At 72.4% G+C, this 17,878-nt stretch carries 16 protein-coding genes and 1 pseudogene; 3 read left to right on the top strand and 14 right to left on the bottom strand.

Translation table 11 applies throughout. The features are described from left to right. Position 1 precedes the first annotated feature (1 nt). The 9 genes from ACFCV8_RS15090 to ACFCV8_RS15050 form a co-directional block, all read right to left on the bottom strand. Complete coding sequence (locus ACFCV8_RS15090) at positions 2-934, bottom strand: LysR family transcriptional regulator (RefSeq protein WP_376685776.1); 933 nt, start codon at positions 932-934, stop codon at positions 2-4. Between the two features lie 46 nt (positions 935-980). Next, on the bottom strand, positions 981-2,174 hold the full coding sequence (locus ACFCV8_RS15085) for a glycine C-acetyltransferase (RefSeq protein ID WP_376685775.1): 1,194 nt from the start codon (positions 2,172-2,174) through the stop codon (positions 981-983). Positions 2,175-2,212: 38 nt separating this feature from the next. After that, positions 2,213-3,241: an L-threonine 3-dehydrogenase gene (gene tdh, locus ACFCV8_RS15080; RefSeq protein ID WP_376685774.1), complete on the bottom strand. Its 1,029-nt coding sequence runs from the start codon at positions 3,239-3,241 to the stop codon at positions 2,213-2,215. A gap of 286 nt (positions 3,242-3,527) precedes the next feature. Beyond that, a complete protein-coding gene (locus ACFCV8_RS15075; protein ID WP_376685773.1) occupies positions 3,528-5,660 on the bottom strand; it encodes a bifunctional serine/threonine-protein kinase/ABC transporter substrate-binding protein in 2,133 nt (710 codons plus the stop codon). A gap of 6 nt (positions 5,661-5,666) precedes the next feature. Beyond that, positions 5,667-7,802 carry a bifunctional serine/threonine-protein kinase/ABC transporter substrate-binding protein gene (locus tag ACFCV8_RS15070; protein ID WP_376685772.1) on the bottom strand — a complete coding sequence of 712 codons (2,136 nt, stop codon included), beginning with the start codon at positions 7,800-7,802 and terminating at the stop codon, positions 5,667-5,669. Positions 7,803-7,807: 5 nt separating this feature from the next. Continuing rightward, entirely contained in the window at positions 7,808-8,653 is an 846-nt protein-coding gene (locus ACFCV8_RS15065) for a hypothetical protein (RefSeq protein ID WP_376685771.1), read from the bottom strand. Between the two features lie 87 nt (positions 8,654-8,740). Next, positions 8,741-9,367, bottom strand: a complete 627-nt coding sequence (locus ACFCV8_RS15060; protein WP_376685770.1) for a GNAT family N-acetyltransferase — start codon at positions 9,365-9,367, stop codon at positions 8,741-8,743. A 172-nt stretch (positions 9,368-9,539) separates the two neighbouring features. Beyond that, the gene (locus tag ACFCV8_RS15055; RefSeq protein ID WP_376685769.1) at positions 9,540-10,427 is read right to left on the bottom strand and encodes a peptidase S1; all 888 of its coding nucleotides are present in this window, start codon (positions 10,425-10,427) and stop codon (positions 9,540-9,542) included. A 154-nt stretch (positions 10,428-10,581) separates the two neighbouring features. Continuing rightward, a complete protein-coding gene (locus tag ACFCV8_RS15050; protein ID WP_376685768.1) occupies positions 10,582-10,977 on the bottom strand; it encodes a hypothetical protein in 396 nt (131 codons plus the stop codon). A 71-nt stretch (positions 10,978-11,048) separates the two neighbouring features. Here ACFCV8_RS15050 and ACFCV8_RS15045 point away from each other — a divergent pair, with 71 nt between their 5' ends. Continuing rightward, positions 11,049-11,600, top strand: a complete 552-nt coding sequence (locus ACFCV8_RS15045) for a YciI family protein (RefSeq protein WP_376685767.1) — start codon at positions 11,049-11,051, stop codon at positions 11,598-11,600. A 58-nt stretch (positions 11,601-11,658) separates the two neighbouring features. On the opposite strand, the gene ACFCV8_RS15040 is transcribed toward ACFCV8_RS15045, so the two are convergent. From ACFCV8_RS15040 to ACFCV8_RS15030, 3 genes are all read right to left on the bottom strand, one after another. Beyond that, complete coding sequence (locus ACFCV8_RS15040; RefSeq protein WP_376685766.1) at positions 11,659-12,525, bottom strand: hypothetical protein; 867 nt, start codon at positions 12,523-12,525, stop codon at positions 11,659-11,661. 349 nt (positions 12,526-12,874) lie between these two features. Further along, positions 12,875-13,444, bottom strand: coding sequence for a hypothetical protein (locus ACFCV8_RS15035; RefSeq protein ID WP_376685765.1), 570 nt, complete (start codon positions 13,442-13,444; stop codon positions 12,875-12,877). A 68-nt stretch (positions 13,445-13,512) separates the two neighbouring features. Beyond that, positions 13,513-14,046 carry a winged helix-turn-helix transcriptional regulator gene (locus ACFCV8_RS15030; protein ID WP_376685764.1) on the bottom strand — a complete coding sequence of 178 codons (534 nt, stop codon included), beginning with the start codon at positions 14,044-14,046 and terminating at the stop codon, positions 13,513-13,515. Between the two features lie 87 nt (positions 14,047-14,133). Here ACFCV8_RS15030 and ACFCV8_RS15025 point away from each other — a divergent pair, with 87 nt between their 5' ends. Continuing rightward, a complete protein-coding gene (locus ACFCV8_RS15025; protein WP_376685763.1) occupies positions 14,134-15,312 on the top strand; it encodes an MFS transporter in 1,179 nt (392 codons plus the stop codon). A gap of 172 nt (positions 15,313-15,484) precedes the next feature. On the opposite strand, the gene ACFCV8_RS15020 is transcribed toward ACFCV8_RS15025, so the two are convergent. Next, a complete protein-coding gene (locus ACFCV8_RS15020; protein ID WP_376685762.1) occupies positions 15,485-15,802 on the bottom strand; it encodes a hypothetical protein in 318 nt (105 codons plus the stop codon). Positions 15,803-15,903: 101 nt separating this feature from the next. Between ACFCV8_RS15020 and ACFCV8_RS15015 the strand changes: the two are divergent. Next, positions 15,904-16,702, top strand: a pseudogene (locus ACFCV8_RS15015) (IS5 family transposase). A 9-nt stretch (positions 16,703-16,711) separates the two neighbouring features. Here the strand turns inward: ACFCV8_RS15015 and ACFCV8_RS15010 are convergent. Then, entirely contained in the window at positions 16,712-17,719 is a 1,008-nt protein-coding gene (locus ACFCV8_RS15010) for a hypothetical protein (RefSeq protein WP_376685761.1), read from the bottom strand. Between the last annotated feature and the right edge of the window lie 159 nt (positions 17,720-17,878).

Raw genomic sequence — 17,878 nt, 5'->3', positions numbered from 1 at the left:
GTCACGGCGACGCGGGCAGCGGCAGGGCCCCCTCCCGTACCGCGGCGGCGGCCAGGGCGTCGAGGACCGGGGCGATCAGCGGGTGCCCCGCCGCGCCCTGGCGTACCGCGGCGAAGACCCGGCGGGTCGGCGCGTTGCCCTCGACCGGCCGCACCACCACCCCGGTCAGCTCCATGCCGCGCAGCGCGGAGCGCGGTACCAGGGCCACCCCGGCGCCCGCCCCGGCGAGCGCGACGACGGCGCGGAAGTCGTCCGAGGAGTGCTCCATCCTGGGCTGGAACCCGGCGAACTCGCAGGACAGGACCACCACGTCGTGGCAGGGGTTGCCCGGGTAGGGGCCGATCCAGTCGTCCTTCTCCAGGTCGGCGATGGCCACCTGGGCCCGGCCCGCCAGCGCGTGGCCGACCGGCAGCACCGCGTCGAACGGCTCGGAGTACAGCGGCACCCGGGTCAGTCTCAGGTCGTCCTCGCCGGGGGCGCCCCGGTACTCCACGGCCACCGCCACGTCGACCTGGCGGTCCAGGACCATCGGGACGCTCGCATCGCCCTCCGCGTCCTGGACCCGGACCCGGATGCCGGGCGCGGTACGGCCCAGCTCGGCGATGGCGGGGGCGAGGACCAGGCCGATGCCCGTGGCGAACGCGGCGACGGTCACCGTACCGGCGTCCCCCGCGCTGTAGGCGGCCAGTTCCGCCTCGGCCCGCTCCAGCTGGGCCAGGACCGCGTTGGTGTGGGTGAGCAGGATCTCCCCGGCGGGGGTGAGCCGGGCGCCGCGCGCACCCCGCTCGACGAGCCGGTGTCCGGTCTCCTGCTCCAGCGCGGCGAGCTGCTGGGAGACCGCGGAGGGGGTGAGGTACAACGCGGCGGCGGCCGCGGTCACCGTGCGGTGGTCGGCCACCGCACGGAGGATACGCAGCCGCCGTGCATCGATCATGTACCCATTGTCCCAGGTCACGGCGGATGCCCCGACCTGGCCGGGCCTACTCTCCCAGCGCGGCCCGCGCGTCGACGAACGCGTCGACGGCCCGGTTCACGTCCTCGGTGGAGTGCGCGGCAGAGAGCTGCACGCGGATACGGGCCGCGCCCTGCGGGACGACCGGGTACGAGAAGCCGATCACGTACACCCCGCGCTCCAGGAGCAGCTCCGCCATCCGGCCGGCCTTCGCCGCGTCCCCGATCATGACGGGGGCGATGGCGTGGTCGCCGGGCAGGACGTCGAAGCCCTCCGCGGTCATCCGGGAACGGAACAGCTCGGTGTTGGCGTTCAGCCGCTCACGCAGGTCCCCGGCGGCCTCCAGCAGGTCGAGGACCTTCAGGGAGGCGGCCGCGATGACCGGGGCGAGGGAGTTGGAGAAGAGGTACGGCCGGGAGCGCTGGCGCAGCAGGGCGACGATCTCGGCGCGGGCCGCGACGTAGCCGCCGGACGCGCCGCCGAGCGCCTTGCCGAGGGTGCCGGTGATGATGTCGACCCGGTCCATCACGCCGTGCAGTTCGGGGGTGCCGCGGCCGCCGGGGCCGACGAAGCCGACGGCGTGCGAGTCGTCGACCATGACCATGGCGTCGTAGCGCTCGGCCAGGTCGCAGATCTCGCGCAGCGGCGCGACGTATCCGTCCATGGAGAAGACGCCGTCGGTGACGACGAGCCGGCGGCGGGCCCCGGACGCCTCCTTGAGCTGCTTCTCCAGGTCGTCCATGTCGCGGTTGGCGTAGCGGTACCGCTTCGCCTTGGAGAGGCGGATGCCGTCGATGATGGAGGCGTGGTTGAGGGCGTCGGAGATGACCGCGTCCTCCGGGCCGAGGATGGTCTCGAAGACGCCGCCGTTGGCGTCGAAGCAGGAGGAGTAGAGGATCGTGTCCTCCTGGCCGAGGAACGCGGAGAGGCGCTGCTCCAGCTCCTTGTGGACCTCCTGGGTGCCGCAGATGAAGCGGACCGAGGCCATTCCGTAGCCCCAGCGGTCCAGCGCCTCGTGGGCGGCGGCGATGACCTCGGGGTGGTCGGCGAGGCCCAGGTAGTTGTTGGCGCAGAAGTTGAGCACCTCGCCGGGGCGGCCGCCCGCGGTGACGGCGACCGACGCGGACTGCGGGGTGCCGATGACGCGCTCGGGCTTGTGGAGTCCGGCGGCCCGGATCTCGTCGAGGGTGGTGCGCAGGTCGTCGCGTACGGAGTCGAACATGAGGGGTGTCTCCCGGCTCGTTGGCTGGATACGGGTGGTCAGGAGGTCCAGTCGAGGATGACCTTGCCGCCGCGGCCGCTCGCCGCGTCGTCGAAGGCCGCCTCGAAGTCGCGGTAGCCGTACCGGCCGGTGATCACGGGGGCGAGGTCGAGGCCGCCCTCCAGCATGACGGACATGGCGTACCAGGTCTCGTACATCTCCCGGCCGTAGATGCCCTTGATGGTGATCATCGAGGTGACGATGCGGGACCAGTCGACGGCGAACTCCTCGGACGGCAGTCCCAGCATGGCGATCTTCCCGCCGTGCGTCAGGTTCGCGATCATGTCGCGCATCGCCTCGGGGCGGCCGGACATCTCCAGGCCGACGTCGAAGCCCTCGCGCAGTCCGAGCCGCTTCTGGCCGTCGGCGATGGTCTCCTCGGCGACGTTCAGGGCGAGGCTCACGCCGAGCTTGCGGGCCAGTTCGAGGCGGGCCTCGCTGACGTCGGTGATGACGACGTGGCGGGCGCCGGCGTGCCGGGCGACGGCGGCGGCCATGATGCCGATCGGTCCGGCGCCGGTGATCAGCACGTCCTCGCCGACCAGCGGGAAGGACAGGGCGGTGTGCACGGCGTTGCCGAACGGGTCGAAGATCGCGGCGACGTCGAGGTCGACGGGGGTGCGGTGGACCCAGACGTTGGACGCGGGCAGCGCGACGTACTCGGCGAACGCGCCGTCCCGGCCGACGCCGAGGCCGAGCGTGGAGCGGCACAGGTGGCGGCGGCCGGCCAGGCAGTTGCGGCACTTGCCGCAGACCAGGTGGCCCTCGCCGCTGACCAGGTCGCCGACGGCGATGTCGACGACGTCGGCGCCCGTCGCGGCGACCTCGCCGACGAACTCGTGGCCGAGGACGAGCGGGGTGCGCACGGCCTGCTGCGCCCAGCCGTCGTAGTTGCGGATGTGCAGGTCGGTGCCGCAGATGCCGGTGCGGAGCACCTTGATCATCACGTCCGAGGGGCCGATCTCCGGCTCCGGCACGTCCATCAGCCAGAGTCCCGGCTCGGCCTTCTGCTTGACGAGTGCCTTCACTGCGGTGACTCCCTGTGCTGGTGCGGCGTTGAGTACCCCGGGCCGGGGGCATGCCGAACGGAAGCCTGCGGCCCGGGGAGGATCGTGGGGACGGGACACCTGCGGCAGCGCGCGTCGGTCGGCTGCCGCGCACCATCCTCGGCCGTCACGGAGAAATCTGCCGCACCCCGCGCCACAGGTCCATCGAGGTTTTCTTAAGCACGCCCGAAGATCCGCTTCATGCCGTCGTACGGTTCGCCCGTCCGGCCCATCCGGGTCTCCTCGCCCCGCCGGTCCGGCCGGCCGGTCAGGTGTTGGCGAGGGGCGTTTGGAAGAAGCGGGCGCGGCCCTTCTCGACCCGGTGGAGGAAGAGGCCCTTCTTGTAGATCACCGTCCGGGTCCGGTCGAACTCCAGGGTGCGGCTGATGCCCTTGTGGGTGGTGCGGAAGAGGCGCTGCGTGATGCCCTCGCGCAGGGCCCCGGTGGCGCTGGTGGTGCGGGCGGCGTCGGCGATCAGCCCGACCGCGTCGTACGCCTCCGCGGCCCAGCGGGCGGGGGCGGTGCCGAAGCGCTCGCGGTAGGCGGCGGTGAACGCCTTGGCCGCGGGCATCGCGGAGGGGTCGCCGTACGCCTCGGCGAACACCCAGCCCTCGGCGGCCTCCCCGGCCCCGTCGAGGAAGGCGGGCGCGAGGACCGGGCCGGTGGACGCACGGGCGCCGGTGAACCCGGCGGCGGCCAGGGCCACCGCGCAGCGGGCTCCCCGGGCGGGCGAGGTCCCGGCGAGGACCACGGCGTCCGCGCCCGCGTCGAGGGCCGCGCGGGCCGCCGGGCCGAAGTCGTCGACGCCTCCCTTGACCTGGTGCACGATCAGCGCCGTGCTCTCGGGCGTGATGGCCGTGAGGGTGTTCCTGATGGCCCAGGCGCCCATGAGGTCGGCGTCGTCCTCCACGACCATCACCCGCTTCGCCCGGCGGGTCAGGACCAGGTAGTCCACGAGGCCGTTGGCCAGTTCGTCGTCCAGGACCCGGAGCAGGCAGAGGTTCTGGGTGGCGGTCGTGTCGACGGTGGTGGACCCGGCCGAGACGACGACCTGGGCGAGGCCGGTGCGTTCGTAGCGCTGGACGACGGCGGCGTCGATGACGTCGTGGGTGGGGCCGACGACGGCGAGCACGTCCGGGTCGGCGGCGATCCGGTCGGCGACGCCCGGCGCGCGGGCGGCGTTCCCGGCGTCGTCCTCGGCGCGCAGGGCGAGCCGGAAGGGGACACCGGGGCGGGCGTTGTGGTCGTCGACGGCGAGCCGCATGCCGCGCTGGTGGGCGAGGCCGAGGGCCCGGCCCGGTCCGGTGAGGTCGGCGTGCAGGCCGATGGTGTGGGTGGGGACGGCAGGGGCGGGCTTCCCGGCCCCGGTGGTGCGCCGGTCCGCCGCCGTCCAGGCAGCGACCGCGCCGCCGCCGAGCAGCACCGCGGCGGCCCCGGCGGTCATGACGGCGCGCCGGGAAAGGCGGTGCGGGGCGGGTGCCCCGGCCGAGGTGGGCGGCTTCGGGGACGGGACGGGGGCGGGGATGTCGAGGGCGGCAGCCGAGCGCGCGGCGATCAGGGCGGACAGGCCGGGCGGCGCCCAGGCGGCCGGGTCCTCGCCGGGCGGGGCGGCCAGCAGCCGGGCCGTCTCCCGGGCGGTGGGCCGGTCCCCCGGCTCCTTGGCGAGGCACGCCTCGACGAGCGGCAGCAGGGCGGGCGGCAGCCCGTCCAGGTCCGGCTCCTCGTGCACGGTACGGAAGAGCACGGACGCCGCCCCGCCGTCCCCGAACGGGCGGCGGCCGGTGGCCGTGTACGCGAGGACGCAGCCCAGCGCGAAGACGTCGCAGGCGGGCCCGGCCGGTCTCCCCGTGGCCTGTTCGGGGGCGAGGTAACCGGGGGTGCCGAGCAGCGCGTCGGGCTCGGTGAGGGTGGTGGAGCCCTCGTCGCGGGCGATGCCGAAGTCGATGAGGCGGGGCCCGTCGAGCGCGAGCAGCACGTTGGCCGGTTTGAGGTCGCGGTGGACGAGCCCCGCCGCGTGCACCGCGTCGAGCGCGTCGGCGAGCCGGGCCCCGAGCGCCCGGACGGTCGCGGGCGGCAGCGCGCCCTCGGCGACGACGACCTCGGCGAGCGAGGGGCCGGGCACGAACGCGGTGGTGAGCCAGGGTTCGTGGGCCTCGGTGTCGGCATCCGTCACCGGTACCACCCAGGGGCCGTCGACGCGGCGGGCGGCCCCGGCCTCGCGCCGGAACCTGGCCCGGAAGCCGATGTCGGCGGCGTGTTCGGCCCGGATCACCTTCACGGCGACGAGCTGTCCGCCGCCCGTGCGGGCCAGGTAGACGACGCCCATGCCGCCGGCGCCGAGCCGGGCCAGGAGCCGGTTGCCGCCGACGCTTCGGGGGTCTTCCGGGAGGAGCGGTCGCACGCCGGGTCAGCCCGTCGCCGCGGGGGCCGCGCCGAGGTGGCGGAACGCTCCGTCGCGGACGCCGTGGAGGTGGCCGTCGAAGCTCTTGAGCCGGTAGCCGTCGGTGAAGGCGTAGGTGCGGGAGATCCCCCGGTACGTGGACGAGGAGATCTTCGCGACCAGCGCGGACCGGGCGGGCGGCCGGTTCTTCCGGGCGAGGGCGGTGACGGCGTCGAGGACCATCCGGGTCGCGTCGTACGCCTCGACGGCCCAGGGGGCGGGGGCGGTGCCGTATTTCGCGCGGTGCGCGGCGGCGAACTCCTTTACCGCGGGGGCGGTGGCGCCGATCCAGGGCGCGACGAACTCCCAGCCCTCGGCGGCGTCCCCGGCGTCCTTCAGGAAGCGGTCGCCGATCGCCGACTGCATGGCCATGCGGGGGCCCTTGTAGGAGGTGGCGGCGAGCGCCCGTGCGGCGCGGGCGGCCCCGGCCGGGTCCCCGGCGTGGAAGAAGGCGTCGCTCCGGTGCGTGAGCATGTCGTCCACGACCGGGGCGAGATCACGGGTTCCGGCGGGCACCACGCGCGGGTAGGTGGTGCCGTCCGTGGTGCTGACGACGGTCCGGTTGAGGTAGTGGCCCAGCAGGTAGGCGGACTGGCCCCCGGCCCGGTCGACGAGCACCCCGAGCCGCTGGACGTCGGGCCGGAGCACCAGCCGGTTGCGGATCGGGTACACGAGCGCGAGGTCGGACGGGACGGCCTGGAAGAAGGACCTCATCGACCGCACGGCGAAGGCGATCTGCTGGGACGACACGGTCACGATCGGCAGCATCGCCTCGTCGTAGGTGTCGAGCACGGCGGTGGTGACGGGGTCGTCGGTGGGGCCGATGACGGCGAGCACGTCGCGGTCCCGGACGAACCGTTCGGCGGCCCGCTTGCCCGCGGCGGTCCCGCTGCGGTCGTCGGCGGCCTTCACCCGCAGCGTGAACGGCTTGTCCGTACGGGCGTTGAACCGGTCGACGGCGAGCCGCACCCCGCGTTCCTGGGCCCGGCCGATCGCCGCCCGGGGCCCGGACAGGTCGGCCTGCACGCCGATCGCCCAGGTCCGGGGGCCGGTCGTGCCCGAACCCGCCGTGTCGTCGTCGCGGAGCCATTCGCGTACGGCGAAGGCGGCGCCGCCCGCGACGGCCACCGTCCCGGCGCCCGCGAGCAGGAGCAGCCCTCGCCGGGAGGGAGCCGGGGTGTCCGGGGTGTCGACGAGGGTGGCGTCGATGCCGGGCAGGGCGAGGATCTCGGCGGACCGCTCGGCGATCAGCCGTACGACGTTCTCGGGCAGCCAGTCGACCGAGCCGTCCGGGGCGTCCTCGGTGATCCGGCCGTCGAGCGCGGCGGCGGTGGGGCGGGCGGCCGGGTCCTTGTCGAGCAGGGCCACGAGCAGGGAGCGCAGTTCGGGGTCGTCGACCCCTTCGAGCTCGGGCGCCTCGTGGACCGTGCGGTAGAGCAGGGCGTCCACCGCACCGCTCCCGAAGGGGGGCCGCCCGGTCGCGGCGTACGCGAGGAGGCAGCCCAGCGAGAAGACGTCACCGGCGGGGCCCACGGCGTCGGCGCCCCGGACGGTCTGTTCGGGGGCGAGGAAGCCGGGGGTCCCCACCACCAGGTCCGCGGCGGTCAGCGCGGTGGCGTCGGTGACCCGGGCGACGCCGAAGTCGATGAGCCGCGGCCCGTCGGCACCGAGCAGCACATTGCCGGGTTTGACGTCGCGGTGGACGAGCCCCGCCTCGTGCACCGAGGCCAGGGCCCGGGCCAGCAGCCGGCCGAGGACCCGGACACTGCGGGCGGGCAGCGGCCCGCAGCGGGCGACCGCCTCGGAGAGCGCCGGTCCGGGGACGAACTCGGTGGCCAGCCAGGGCCGTTCCTCCTCCGTGCCGGAGCCGGTCACCTGGACCGCCCAGGGGCTGACGACCCGGCGGGCGGCCCCGGCCTCGCGGCGGAAGCGGAGCCGGAAGCCGGCGTCCCCCGCGTGTTCGGGGAGGATGACCTTGACGGCGGCCAGTGCCCCTTCGGCGGTCCGGCCCAGGTAGACGACGCCCATGCCGCCGGCGCCGAGCCTGCCGAGCAGCCGGTGCCCGCCGATCCAGGACGGGTCCGAGGCCCGCAGCTCTTCCATGTGGCTCAGCCCTTCCTGCCGATGGCGGCGCCCAGCCGGTTCATCATGGCGGCCTGCCCCCGGACGGCGACCTCGTCGATCTCGCCCCTCGCCCACCCCTCGCCTCCCCTGGCGGTCACGGCGTAGGTGAACCGGAGGGTCTGGCTCTGCATCCATACGTACGGGTACGGGCCGCCGAGTTCGGCGCTCCGGTACTGGCCGTCCTCCATCAGCGAGTCGTCGGACGTGACCTGGCCGCCCTCTCCCAGGGCCAGGGCGGTCGCGCCGACTCCGCTGATGGACTCGCCCTGCCGTAACTGCTGCGTGGGGCAGCGCATCGTCTCCTCCAGCGACTCGGCCATCTCCCACCGTGCCCCGTCGTCGGCGCGATGGACGGTCATGACGGCGGCGAGCCGCAGCGGCCCCTTGCCCCGGGCCGCGGGTATCTCGAAGGAGCGGGCGAGCGTGGCGAGGATCCCTTGCCCCGGCGGCCGTTGCTGCCATACGCAGTCGGTGCCGAGCACCGGCCAGGTGTCCGGCCCGGATTCGTACGGGGTGCGGGCGACGACGCCGGGGCCGAAGTCGTCGGGGCCGGCGATGGCCTTCCCGATCAGGGCGAGGGCCGCCTTCCGTGTGGCGGGCAGCCGCGCCGGGTCGGCGTCGACGACGGGTCCGTCCGTGGCCCCGGGCGCCGCCCGGCCTGTGGCGGTGGCTCCGGTGGCGGTGGCTCCGGTGGCGGTGGCTCCGGTGGCGGACGGGGACGTCTTCGCCGGTCCCCCGCCGCCCCCGCCGCACGCGGTCGCCAGCAGCAGCGGCACCGCCGCCAGGACCCCGTACCCGCGCCATGTGCGCACCGGACCGCCGCGCGCCACGATCGACCACCCCCGTATCCCCGAAGTCGCGTCGATCCTATGAGTACGGAAGGGCGGCGGCCGGTTCCCGGAGAAACTGTCGTACCGTCAATTTCCTTCCGGACGCGGGTCCTTGGCGAGCCGGGCGTGCAGGTGCTCGTCGTGGTAGTCGCCGTCTCCGAAGCGGAAGGACTCGCGCAGCACGCCCTCGGAAAGGTAACCGCAGCGGTCGGCCACCCCGCAGGACGCCTGGTTGCCGACGGCGTGTGCTATCTCCATGCGGCGGACGCCGACGGTGTCGAAGCCCCAGTCCGTGACCGCGGCAACCGCCCTGGTGGCGAGCCCCCGCCCCCGGGCGGCGGGCAGCAGCAGATAGCCCATCATCGCGAGCCCGTCCGCGCGGTCGGTCCAGCGGAGGGTGACGTTGCCGAACAGAGCCCCGTCGGTGGCGTCGAGTACGGCGAAGGAGGCGGAGGTGCCGCGTTCCCACCCGCCGTGACGCGCTTCCACCCAGGCCCGGGCGGCGTCCCGGTCGGTCGATGTGATGGGGTTCCAGAGGGCGATCGCCGGATCGGCCGCGGCGGACACCAGCGCGTCCAGCAGGGGTTCCGAGTCGGCGTCCGCCGGGGCCCAGGGGCGCAGCACCGCGTCCCCCAGGTCGAATTCGGCGTGGCTGAAGGTCTTGCGGTCGACGGGGGCGGTGGCGGTTGCCGCGGCAGCGGAGGAGGCAGTCATGCCCCCCTTCCTACCGAACCTGCCACCCCCTGACCAGCGATTTTCCCGGCCCCGCGGTGCGTACGCCCCCCGCACGCCCCACCCGTACGCCCCGCCAGAACGGCGCCGCGCCGCACACCGAAGTCGGCACCGGTGTGCGGCGCGGCTGTCCTGGCCGTTGGGCAACAGGCGTTCAGGAGAGGGCCAGCTCCGTGACGTCGCTCGCCTCCAGGACCCAGGCCGCGTTGAGCGCGCCGCCCTTCACCCGTGCGTCGCCGTCGCCCTTGAGGACGCCGACCCGGCTGCCGGACAGCGCGATCTGGATGGCGTGGTCGTACTCGTGGACCCAGGTCGCGCTGAGCCCGCCCTCCTTCACGTACGCCTCGCCGTTGTCCTTCAGGACGCCGACGCGGTTGCCGGCCAGTTCGAGCTGGATGACGTCGTCGGCCTCCCGCACCCACGAGGCGCTGAGCCCGCCCTCCTTCACCCAGGCGACGCCGTTGCCGACGAGGACGCCGACGCGGTTGCCGGACAGGGCGATGTCGACGACGTTGTCGGACTCCTTGACCCAGGAGGCGCTCAGCCCGCCCTCCTTCACCCAGGCCACCCCGTTGCCGGTGACGACGCCGATGCGGTTGCCGGAGAGTTCGAGTTCCTTGACCTTGACGGACTCCTTGACCCAGGTCGCGCTGAGCCCGCCCTCCTTCACGTACGCCTCGCCGTTGTCCTTGAGGACGCCGATACGGCTGCCGGACAGGGCGATCCGCTTGACGTCGGTGGCCTCCTTGACCCAGGAGGCGCTGAGCCCGCCCTCCTTGACCCAGGCGACCCCGTCGCCGGTGACGACACCGATGCGGTTGCCGGAGAGGGTGAGCTGCTTGATGCTCCCCGACTCCTTGACCCAGGCGGCGCTCAGCCCGCCTTCTTTCACATGGGCGACACCGTCGACCCGCAGTGTGCCGATGCGGTTGCCGCCGTCCCCGGAGACCGTGCCGGGCGCCGCACCGGCGGCCGTGGACGACCCGGCGAGACCGGCGAGTGCCAGGGCGGCGGCCGCCGCGGCGAGAGCATTGCGCTTCATGGAGCAACTCCTCTGCTCGGATGGCCCCTCGGGCCCGACGAGCGGCGCCCTCGGGGATGTGAACAATCCGAGACGATCAACGACCACCGGGTCTTCCCGGTACGTGCGCCATTGAGGTGAGCCGGACGCTCCGGGCCCCGGGGGGACGGCGCGGTCAGCTTCCGCCGGCGCGCGAGCCCGAAGGGCGAGGCAGTGGCCGACGCCATTCGCCCACCGTCCCGAGGAGGAACTTCCGGGCAGCGAGGCGCACTTCGCCCCAGGCCGGATCCGCGACCAGGAAACCGGACCAGGGACCGCTGCTGTCGGCGGCGGCCATCTCGCCCAGGCGGCGGTCGATGTCCTCGAGATGAAGCAGGTTCTCGGGCTCGACGACTCCGCGCTCCGCGAGTTCCTGGCCGACGCGGCAGAAGAGCTGGACCTCCTCGATGAGATCCTCCGTGCTCACTCCGTGCTCCGCCGACCAGGCGAGCTGGTCCCGGGGCTCGCCCGCGAGGAGCGTCATGAGCCGCAGCGTGAGGGTGTGCAAGTGCTCGGCTCCGAGATCATTCATGTGTGCAGCGTCTCACCTGGCGAAGGGCCTTTGGGCTCGATCCGGTCGCTTCCCGGGGGCGATCCTTGGGCATGGAGTTCCTCTGTTACCACCGAGACCGGTCCGCCTCCCTGCCGCTGCGCTACGAGTTGCAAGAAGAACACTGGTCCTACATGGACCAGTACGCGAAGGAGATGATCGCCCGGGGCCCGACGTTCGCCGACGACGGCGACACACTCACCGGAAGCGTGCACATCGTCGACCTGCCCGATGCCGCCGCAGCCCGCGCCTTCGCCTTCGACGAGCCGAACTACCAGGCCGGTGCCTACCGGGACGTGCTGCTGCGGCGATGGCGCAACACGCTGGGGCGCACCATGTGGGACTTCCCCGACGACGGGACCGGCGGCAGCCGGTATCTGGTGCTCGGCCTCGGCTCGGGGCAGGCCGCCGACCTCACGGTGCCGCCCGGCCGGAACGGGCTGATCGCGTACGGGCCGCTGCTGTCCGACGACGGCGGTACCTGGCTGGGCACGGCGGCGCTGGTCCAGGCGCCCGACCCGGGCGCGGCCCGCGCCGTCCTGACCCCTGACCGGTACGCCGACATCGAGGTGCACAACTGGCAGTTCGGCGGGCGCCCGTCATAGCCGACGACGCCCACACGTCGGGGTCCGTGCCCACGGCGTCCGTACGGCAGGGTGCCGTTCAGCGGCCGGCCAGTGCGTCGAGCAGAGGTGTCCCGACGTCCGCCGCGGGACGTGTGAGATGCAGTGCGGTGTGGAAGTGGCCCGCCGCTTCCTTGCCGTCCGGGTCGTGCCCCTGGGCGGTCACCGCGTCGATGGCGTAACGCTGTTCGGCGGCGCCGGTGAAGCGGCGCTGGACGAAGGTGCGTCCGGTGTACGCCTCGGTGACCAGGCCGTGTTCGGACAGATGCTCGGCGATGGGCGCGTAGGAGCCGGTACGCAGGACGAAGGCGGCGACCCATGGCGGTGTCCGGGCGCCGTGCAGGAGTGGCTGGAACGTGGCCCGGGACAGGAAGCTCGCGCCTCCCGTGATGGTGATGAGCCGGATGTTCCGGGCCGCGTCCAGCAGTTCCCGGCTCGGCGGGGCGGTCTCCAGGTTCTCGGTGAACCCGTCGTCGAGGAGGCCGACCGCTCGCGCGTAGGCGATGGCGTTGGGCGCGATGTCGAGGCCGATCACCGGGACGGCGTCGGGTCGGCGGCGGGTGCGGTAGAAGGACCTGTCGTGCTCGGCCAGTTCCTTGGTGGTCATGGCCGCCACCCGCGGCGACGAGTAGTGGGCGTACAGGTCGTCCAGCGTCACTTCATGGTTGAGCAGGGCGGCGTTGATCCCGTACGAGCAGCACAGGTCCAGCACCGCATCGCCCGGGGCGCGGAGCCGAAGTGCCGCCAGACGGCGGAAGACGCGCTGGGCGTGATGCGGGGTCCGGTAGCCGAACGCACCGAGTTCGCGGAAGAACGCGCGGGGGTCGGCCTGGTCGTAGATGTCGTCGAACGGAGTCATCGCCCGCTGCGCGGGCACCGACGCGTCGTCTTCCCCAGCCTCAGCCATCACAAGCTCCGTTCCGCCGGACGGGCCGCGGACCACGGCCGCGCCACAAGCCTCCCGTACGGGGCGGGTCGTGAGAACGGGGCCCTGCCGGATCCGGCCATGCGCGGCCGGGGGGCGGCAGGGCGCCCGCGCGCGACGGCGGCTCGACGGTGGTGGTTCGACGGTGGCGGTCCGGTGACGAGCCCGGAGAGACCGCTCCCGCGTCGGGCCGATCTTCCTGCCGATCCGCGGATCACGGCCGAACCGGATCGATTCCGAGTTCGCCGCCCTGCGCGGCTTCGCCCCCGACTCATCGATCCGCACCCGGACCGACCACCCGACGAGGACAGCATGAGAGCCGGGCCGCGGATCACGAAGCCCGGGAGGTCGGTCCAGCCTCCAAGGCGATGCCCGAGCAGGGATTAACGATCACTGGGCAAGAGTTCCACAGCTCCACCCCGGCCCTGCTCAACTCCAGTACCGCGCGTCGTTCATCGGGAGTCCACGTGGCGCACTCGCCTTCGAACAGCTTCTCGTACGCGCTGTTCTGCACTGTTCCCTGCTGCGGCAACCGGTGGACCGCGTCGAGACCTCGGGCCAGATCCTCGAAGAAGTTCCAAGCATCCAGCACCGCGCCCGACGGGACCTTTCGGCGCACCGGATCCTCCAGCCAGTGCTGGACGCGGGAGAGCTCAAGCGTGTTGGCCTCGGAAGTGGCGAGCTCCCGGCCCCGTCGGCGTACATACGCCCTCGCCTGCCGAACAGTCACAAACACCGGCACGTGCCGGCGCCCTGCGTCCGGCAACGCAAACACCCGGTCGGGTTTGTCGCCCAACCCACCGATCCACAGAACTACGGCGCTGCGTCCGCGTCCACGCACCCGGTACGCATGAAGACTTCCGCCTCCATCGCGGCGTCCGGTCGCGAACACATCTGTCATCTCGATCCTTGTCACGCCGTCACACTGACATGACCCGCAGGAATCCGTCGCGGCACTTCTCCGCGGAGCTAGCGGGTCTTGCGCACCAGCGTGGTGTCGGCGTCGAGCGGGGTGCCGTCGGCGCCCGTCGCCACGACCTCCGGCACCGGCGTGCCGTGCTGGTCGAGCAGGGTGGAATGCGGCTCACCGGGATTGAAGGCATGGCGCTCCCCCCACTGCCGCAGGGCGAGGACGACGAGGAAGAGGTCGCGGCCGGCGTCCGTGAGCACGTACTCCTGACGACGGCCCGAGGGTGCGGTGCGCTGGGCCAGGACTCCGTGAGCGGCGAGCTTGCGGAGGCGGTCGGTGAGGATGTTGCGGGCGACGCCGGTGCGCCGGTGGAACTCGGTGAACGACCGGGCCCCGTCCATCGCGTCACGGACCACGAGCAGGCTCCACCGGTCGCCGACGAGGTCGAGAGCGCGCGCGACCGGACAGTCCGGGTCGGTCCAGTCCGGCTCGGCCCGGTCCGGGTCGGTTCGGTCCAGGTCGGTCCGGTCCTGATTGGCCTCTCCCGCACCGGTCCGGTCCGGGTTCGCGGCACGCGAGTCGATACGTGACATGGCACCTCCCGTTTGGTTGCGGATCAAAACCATCATGCCGTACGGTCAAATCGGTTGCATTTCGCTACTGATTTGAATCGGGGCACGATGAACACATGGCGGCGCACGCTGTTGGCAATGGTCTGCGGCGTTGCGGTGGCGAGCATCTACGCCGCCCAGCCGGTCCTGGAGCCGATGGGGCGCGACCTGGGCGTACCGGCGGAGCTCACCGGGTGGATCGTCGCGACCGGCCAGTTCGGCTATCTCGTCGGGCTGGTGCTGCTGGTGCCGCTCGGCGACGTGGTCGACAGGCGCCGGCTCATCGCCGTGCACCTGGCGGTCACCGCGGCAGGCCTGCTCCTGACCGCCTCGGCGCCGGGGGCGTCGGCGGCGTTCGCGGGGCTGGCGCTGTCGGGGCTGTTCGCGGTCGTGGTGCAGACCACGGTGGCCTACGCCGCGTCGGTCTCGTCGCCCGCCGAACGCGGACGCACCATCGGTACGGTGACCTCGGGCGTCGTGATCGGCATCCTGGGCGCACGGGTGGTCACCGGGGCGCTCGCCGAGCTCTGGAGCTGGCGGTACGTGTACGCCGCGCTCGCGGCCCTGTGCTTGGGACTCGCGGCCCTCGTACGTGCCGTACTGCCCGCGGAGGAGCGCCCGTACCGGCCCTCGGGGTACCGGCGGGCCGTGGCCTCGCTCGGCGGACTGTTCGGGCAGCGGCTCTTCCTGGTCCGCGGGCTCGTCGCGTTCTTCCTGTTCGCCTCCTTCGGCACCCTGTGGAGCGGGCTGTCCCTGCCGCTCGCCGGTGAGCCGTGGCAGCTGGACGAGAGCCGGATCGGGCTGTTCGGGCTGGTGGGCCTGGTCGGCGCGCTCGGCGCGGCACGTGCGGGGCAATGGGCGGACGCGGGACGAGCAGGGCGGGTCACGGGGCTGGCGCTCACCCTCCTCATCGCCTCATGGGCGGCGATCGGGCAGCTGTCGTGGTCCCTGTGGCTGCCCGTGGCCGGAATCGTGCTCCTCGACTTCGCGGTGCAGGCCGTGCACGTGAGCAACCAGCACCTGCTCACCACCGCGCATCCGGACCGCATCAGCAGTGTCATCGGCAGCTACATGGTCTTCTACTCGCTCGGCTCCGCGCTCGGCGCCGCCACGACCACCGCCGTCTTCACCGCCCACGGCTGGGCGGCGTCCAGCCTGCTCGGCGCCGGGTTCGCGGCCTGCGCCCTGGCCGTCTGGGCCGCCGACCGGCGACGTTCCCGCAGAGTGCCTTCGCCGGCCCCCGCGTGAGCGGGCCGCCGCACCCGACCGCACCCGCCTCCGACGGCATCCGGACCGGCCCCGGGGACCAGCGGCCGGAGCGCTGACCGACGAGACCGTCCGCAGTGGCCGCCGTCCGGACCAAGACGCACCGGAGCCACCGGAATCACTTCGACGGCCCCGGTGCGTGCGTTCGGGACGATCAGCCGGTCACTTCGACCCACAGGTTGACGGCGCCGCCACCCATGCCGCACTCGAGAATGGAGGCGGCCTCCTTGCCGGAGTTGCGATAGCCCACGGTGCCGCCGTAAGGGCCGTTGACGCCACCGACGTTGGCGCAGTAGCCGTGAACCACCCAGGTGCCGTTGCCGAAGTCGCACCAGCCGACACCAGCACCGTCAGCCCGGTTGTACGCCTTGCAGCCGGATGCGGCACTGGCGCCGGGAGCGGCGAACAGCATGACACCGGCAGCGAGGGCCAGGGCGCTCGAGACGACACCGAAGGAACGCATACGAGACATGAGTATCTCCATGTTTCCGGAGAGCCGGACACCTATGCGGAATCCACTTCTCCATTAGAGGTCATCTCATTTGGCTCGATAGGCTGTTGGCTGTGGTGGGGATCGTTGAGCGTCTGGTGCCGGATGAGTTGTGGGAGCTGTTCCAGTGCGTGGTGCCTGAGGCGCCATCGCGGCCTCAGGGCGGCGGCCGGCGCCGGCACGGTGACCGTGAAGTGCTGGCCGCGATCGTGTTCGTGGCCACGTCCGGCTGCACGTGGCAGCAACTGCCCTCGGCGTCGTTCGGGCCGTCCGGGGCAACGGCCCACCGCAGGTTCACCGAGTGGACGAAGGCGCGAGTGTGGGCCAAGTTGCACCGCCTCGTCCTCGACGAACTAGGCTCGCGCGGTGACCTGGACTGGTCGAGGTGCGCAATCGACTCGGTGAACATGCGGGCCCTGAAAAAGGGGATCTGACAGGTCCGAATCCTGTGGATCGGGGCAAGTACTGCTCGAAGATCCACCTGATCACTGAGCGGACCGGTCTGCCCCTGTCCATCGGGATCTCGGTGCCAACGTTCATGACAGCCAGGCCCGGATCCCGCTCGTGAAGGGAATACCGCCTGTCCGCTCCCGGCGAGGCCCCCGCCGGCGCAAGCCCGGCAAACTCCACGCCGACAAGGGATACGACTACAACCACTTGCGGCGATGGTTGTCCCAGCGGGGTATCCGGCACCGCATCGCCCGCAAGGGCGTCGAGACCTCGCAGCGACTCGGACGACACCGGTGGACGATCGAACGCACCATGGCCTGGCTCGCCGGCTGCCGCCGTCTCCACCGTCGCTACGAGCGCAAGGCCGACCACTTCCTGGCCTTCACCAGCATCGCCTGCACCCTCATCTGCTACCGCCGACTCACCGCATGAGGCCAACTCTTAACTCTCTCGGCCGTCCTCGATCACCTCCACCCGCGGTGCTCGCAGGTTTCTCGGGTCGGCGCGGAGTGTGTGGAGGTCTGTGTTCCGCATCGCGATGAGGTGCTCTTCCCACCGCGCTTCGCGTAGCTCGGCATAGGTGAGGAGCAGGTCCGGGTCCGGATTGTGTCGCCCGGTGGCGGCCAGGTGGCCGACGTAGCCGAGTGGCAGCCGCTCGACGCGCCATCCCAGCCAGACGGCGGCCATGCGGGCGGTGAGACTGGGAGGTACGAAATCCGTGGTCCAGTAGCGCAGTCGACGCGCGGGGAGGTCGATGACCACGCCGGCCTTGACGGTCTCTTCCATCGGCATGGGGTACGGGGCGTGGGCGGGCAGCATCTCGGCAAGGGACTCGCCGTACCAGGCCAGCCACGGTCCGACCTTGAGGATGTTCAGGTGGTAGTCCAGCACCGTGTGATCGGCCCCGATGAGACTGACCACCGCTGCGGCGGGAGCGACAAGGTCGGCGATGATCTCACTGTGGAGCACCGAGATCCGCCACTCGTCGGGGTCCCAGCCGACGAACCAGTCCTCCCGTGAGGTCAGCGGCACCGCGTCGGGAAGTGTTGGGCCCGGCAACTCGATCTCGGTGAAGACCAACTCGGTCTCCGCCACTAGGTCGGCGAAGTCATCACATCCACCCCAGGCGTACTCCACGTCCCAACCATCCCAGTCCGATTCCGTCGCCCGTCGCCGCGCGTGGCAGTCGAGGTAGTGGACGCCCGGCTGGCCACAGCCGTAGTAGCGGTAGCGGCGTGCGACCAGGTCGAGGGCGGCGCCACGACAGAAGACACCGTCCAGGAAATCGCGGGCACCGGCGTCGTCCACGCGCATGCCGCCGCGAAGCACCGCCTCGACGAGGCCCACGCGGTCGGCCGCGTCGGCAAGGTCCCACATGCCCCACTTTTCCCCCATGGCCCAGCTCGTGCCGTCCTCGGCCCGCAGTGCATACGCCGTCCAGCACCCCATGTCGGCACGATAGAGGAATGGGCAGGCTATGCCTCCATCAAGCGAGCACCAAATCAGATGAGCTCTTAGAGGTCCTAACAGAAGCTGTTGGTCATGTGACTGTCGGTTCGGTTGCTCGTTGGTCCGTTCGTGGCGAAGAGGAACTCCCGGCCGTGGGTC

This window comes from Streptomyces sp. NPDC056347, assembly GCF_042262625.1.
Lineage (GTDB): Bacteria > Actinomycetota > Actinomycetes > Streptomycetales > Streptomycetaceae > Streptomyces.
Note: the sequence above shows the minus strand (reverse complement) of the source record. Positions and strands in the feature narration are given on the sequence as shown.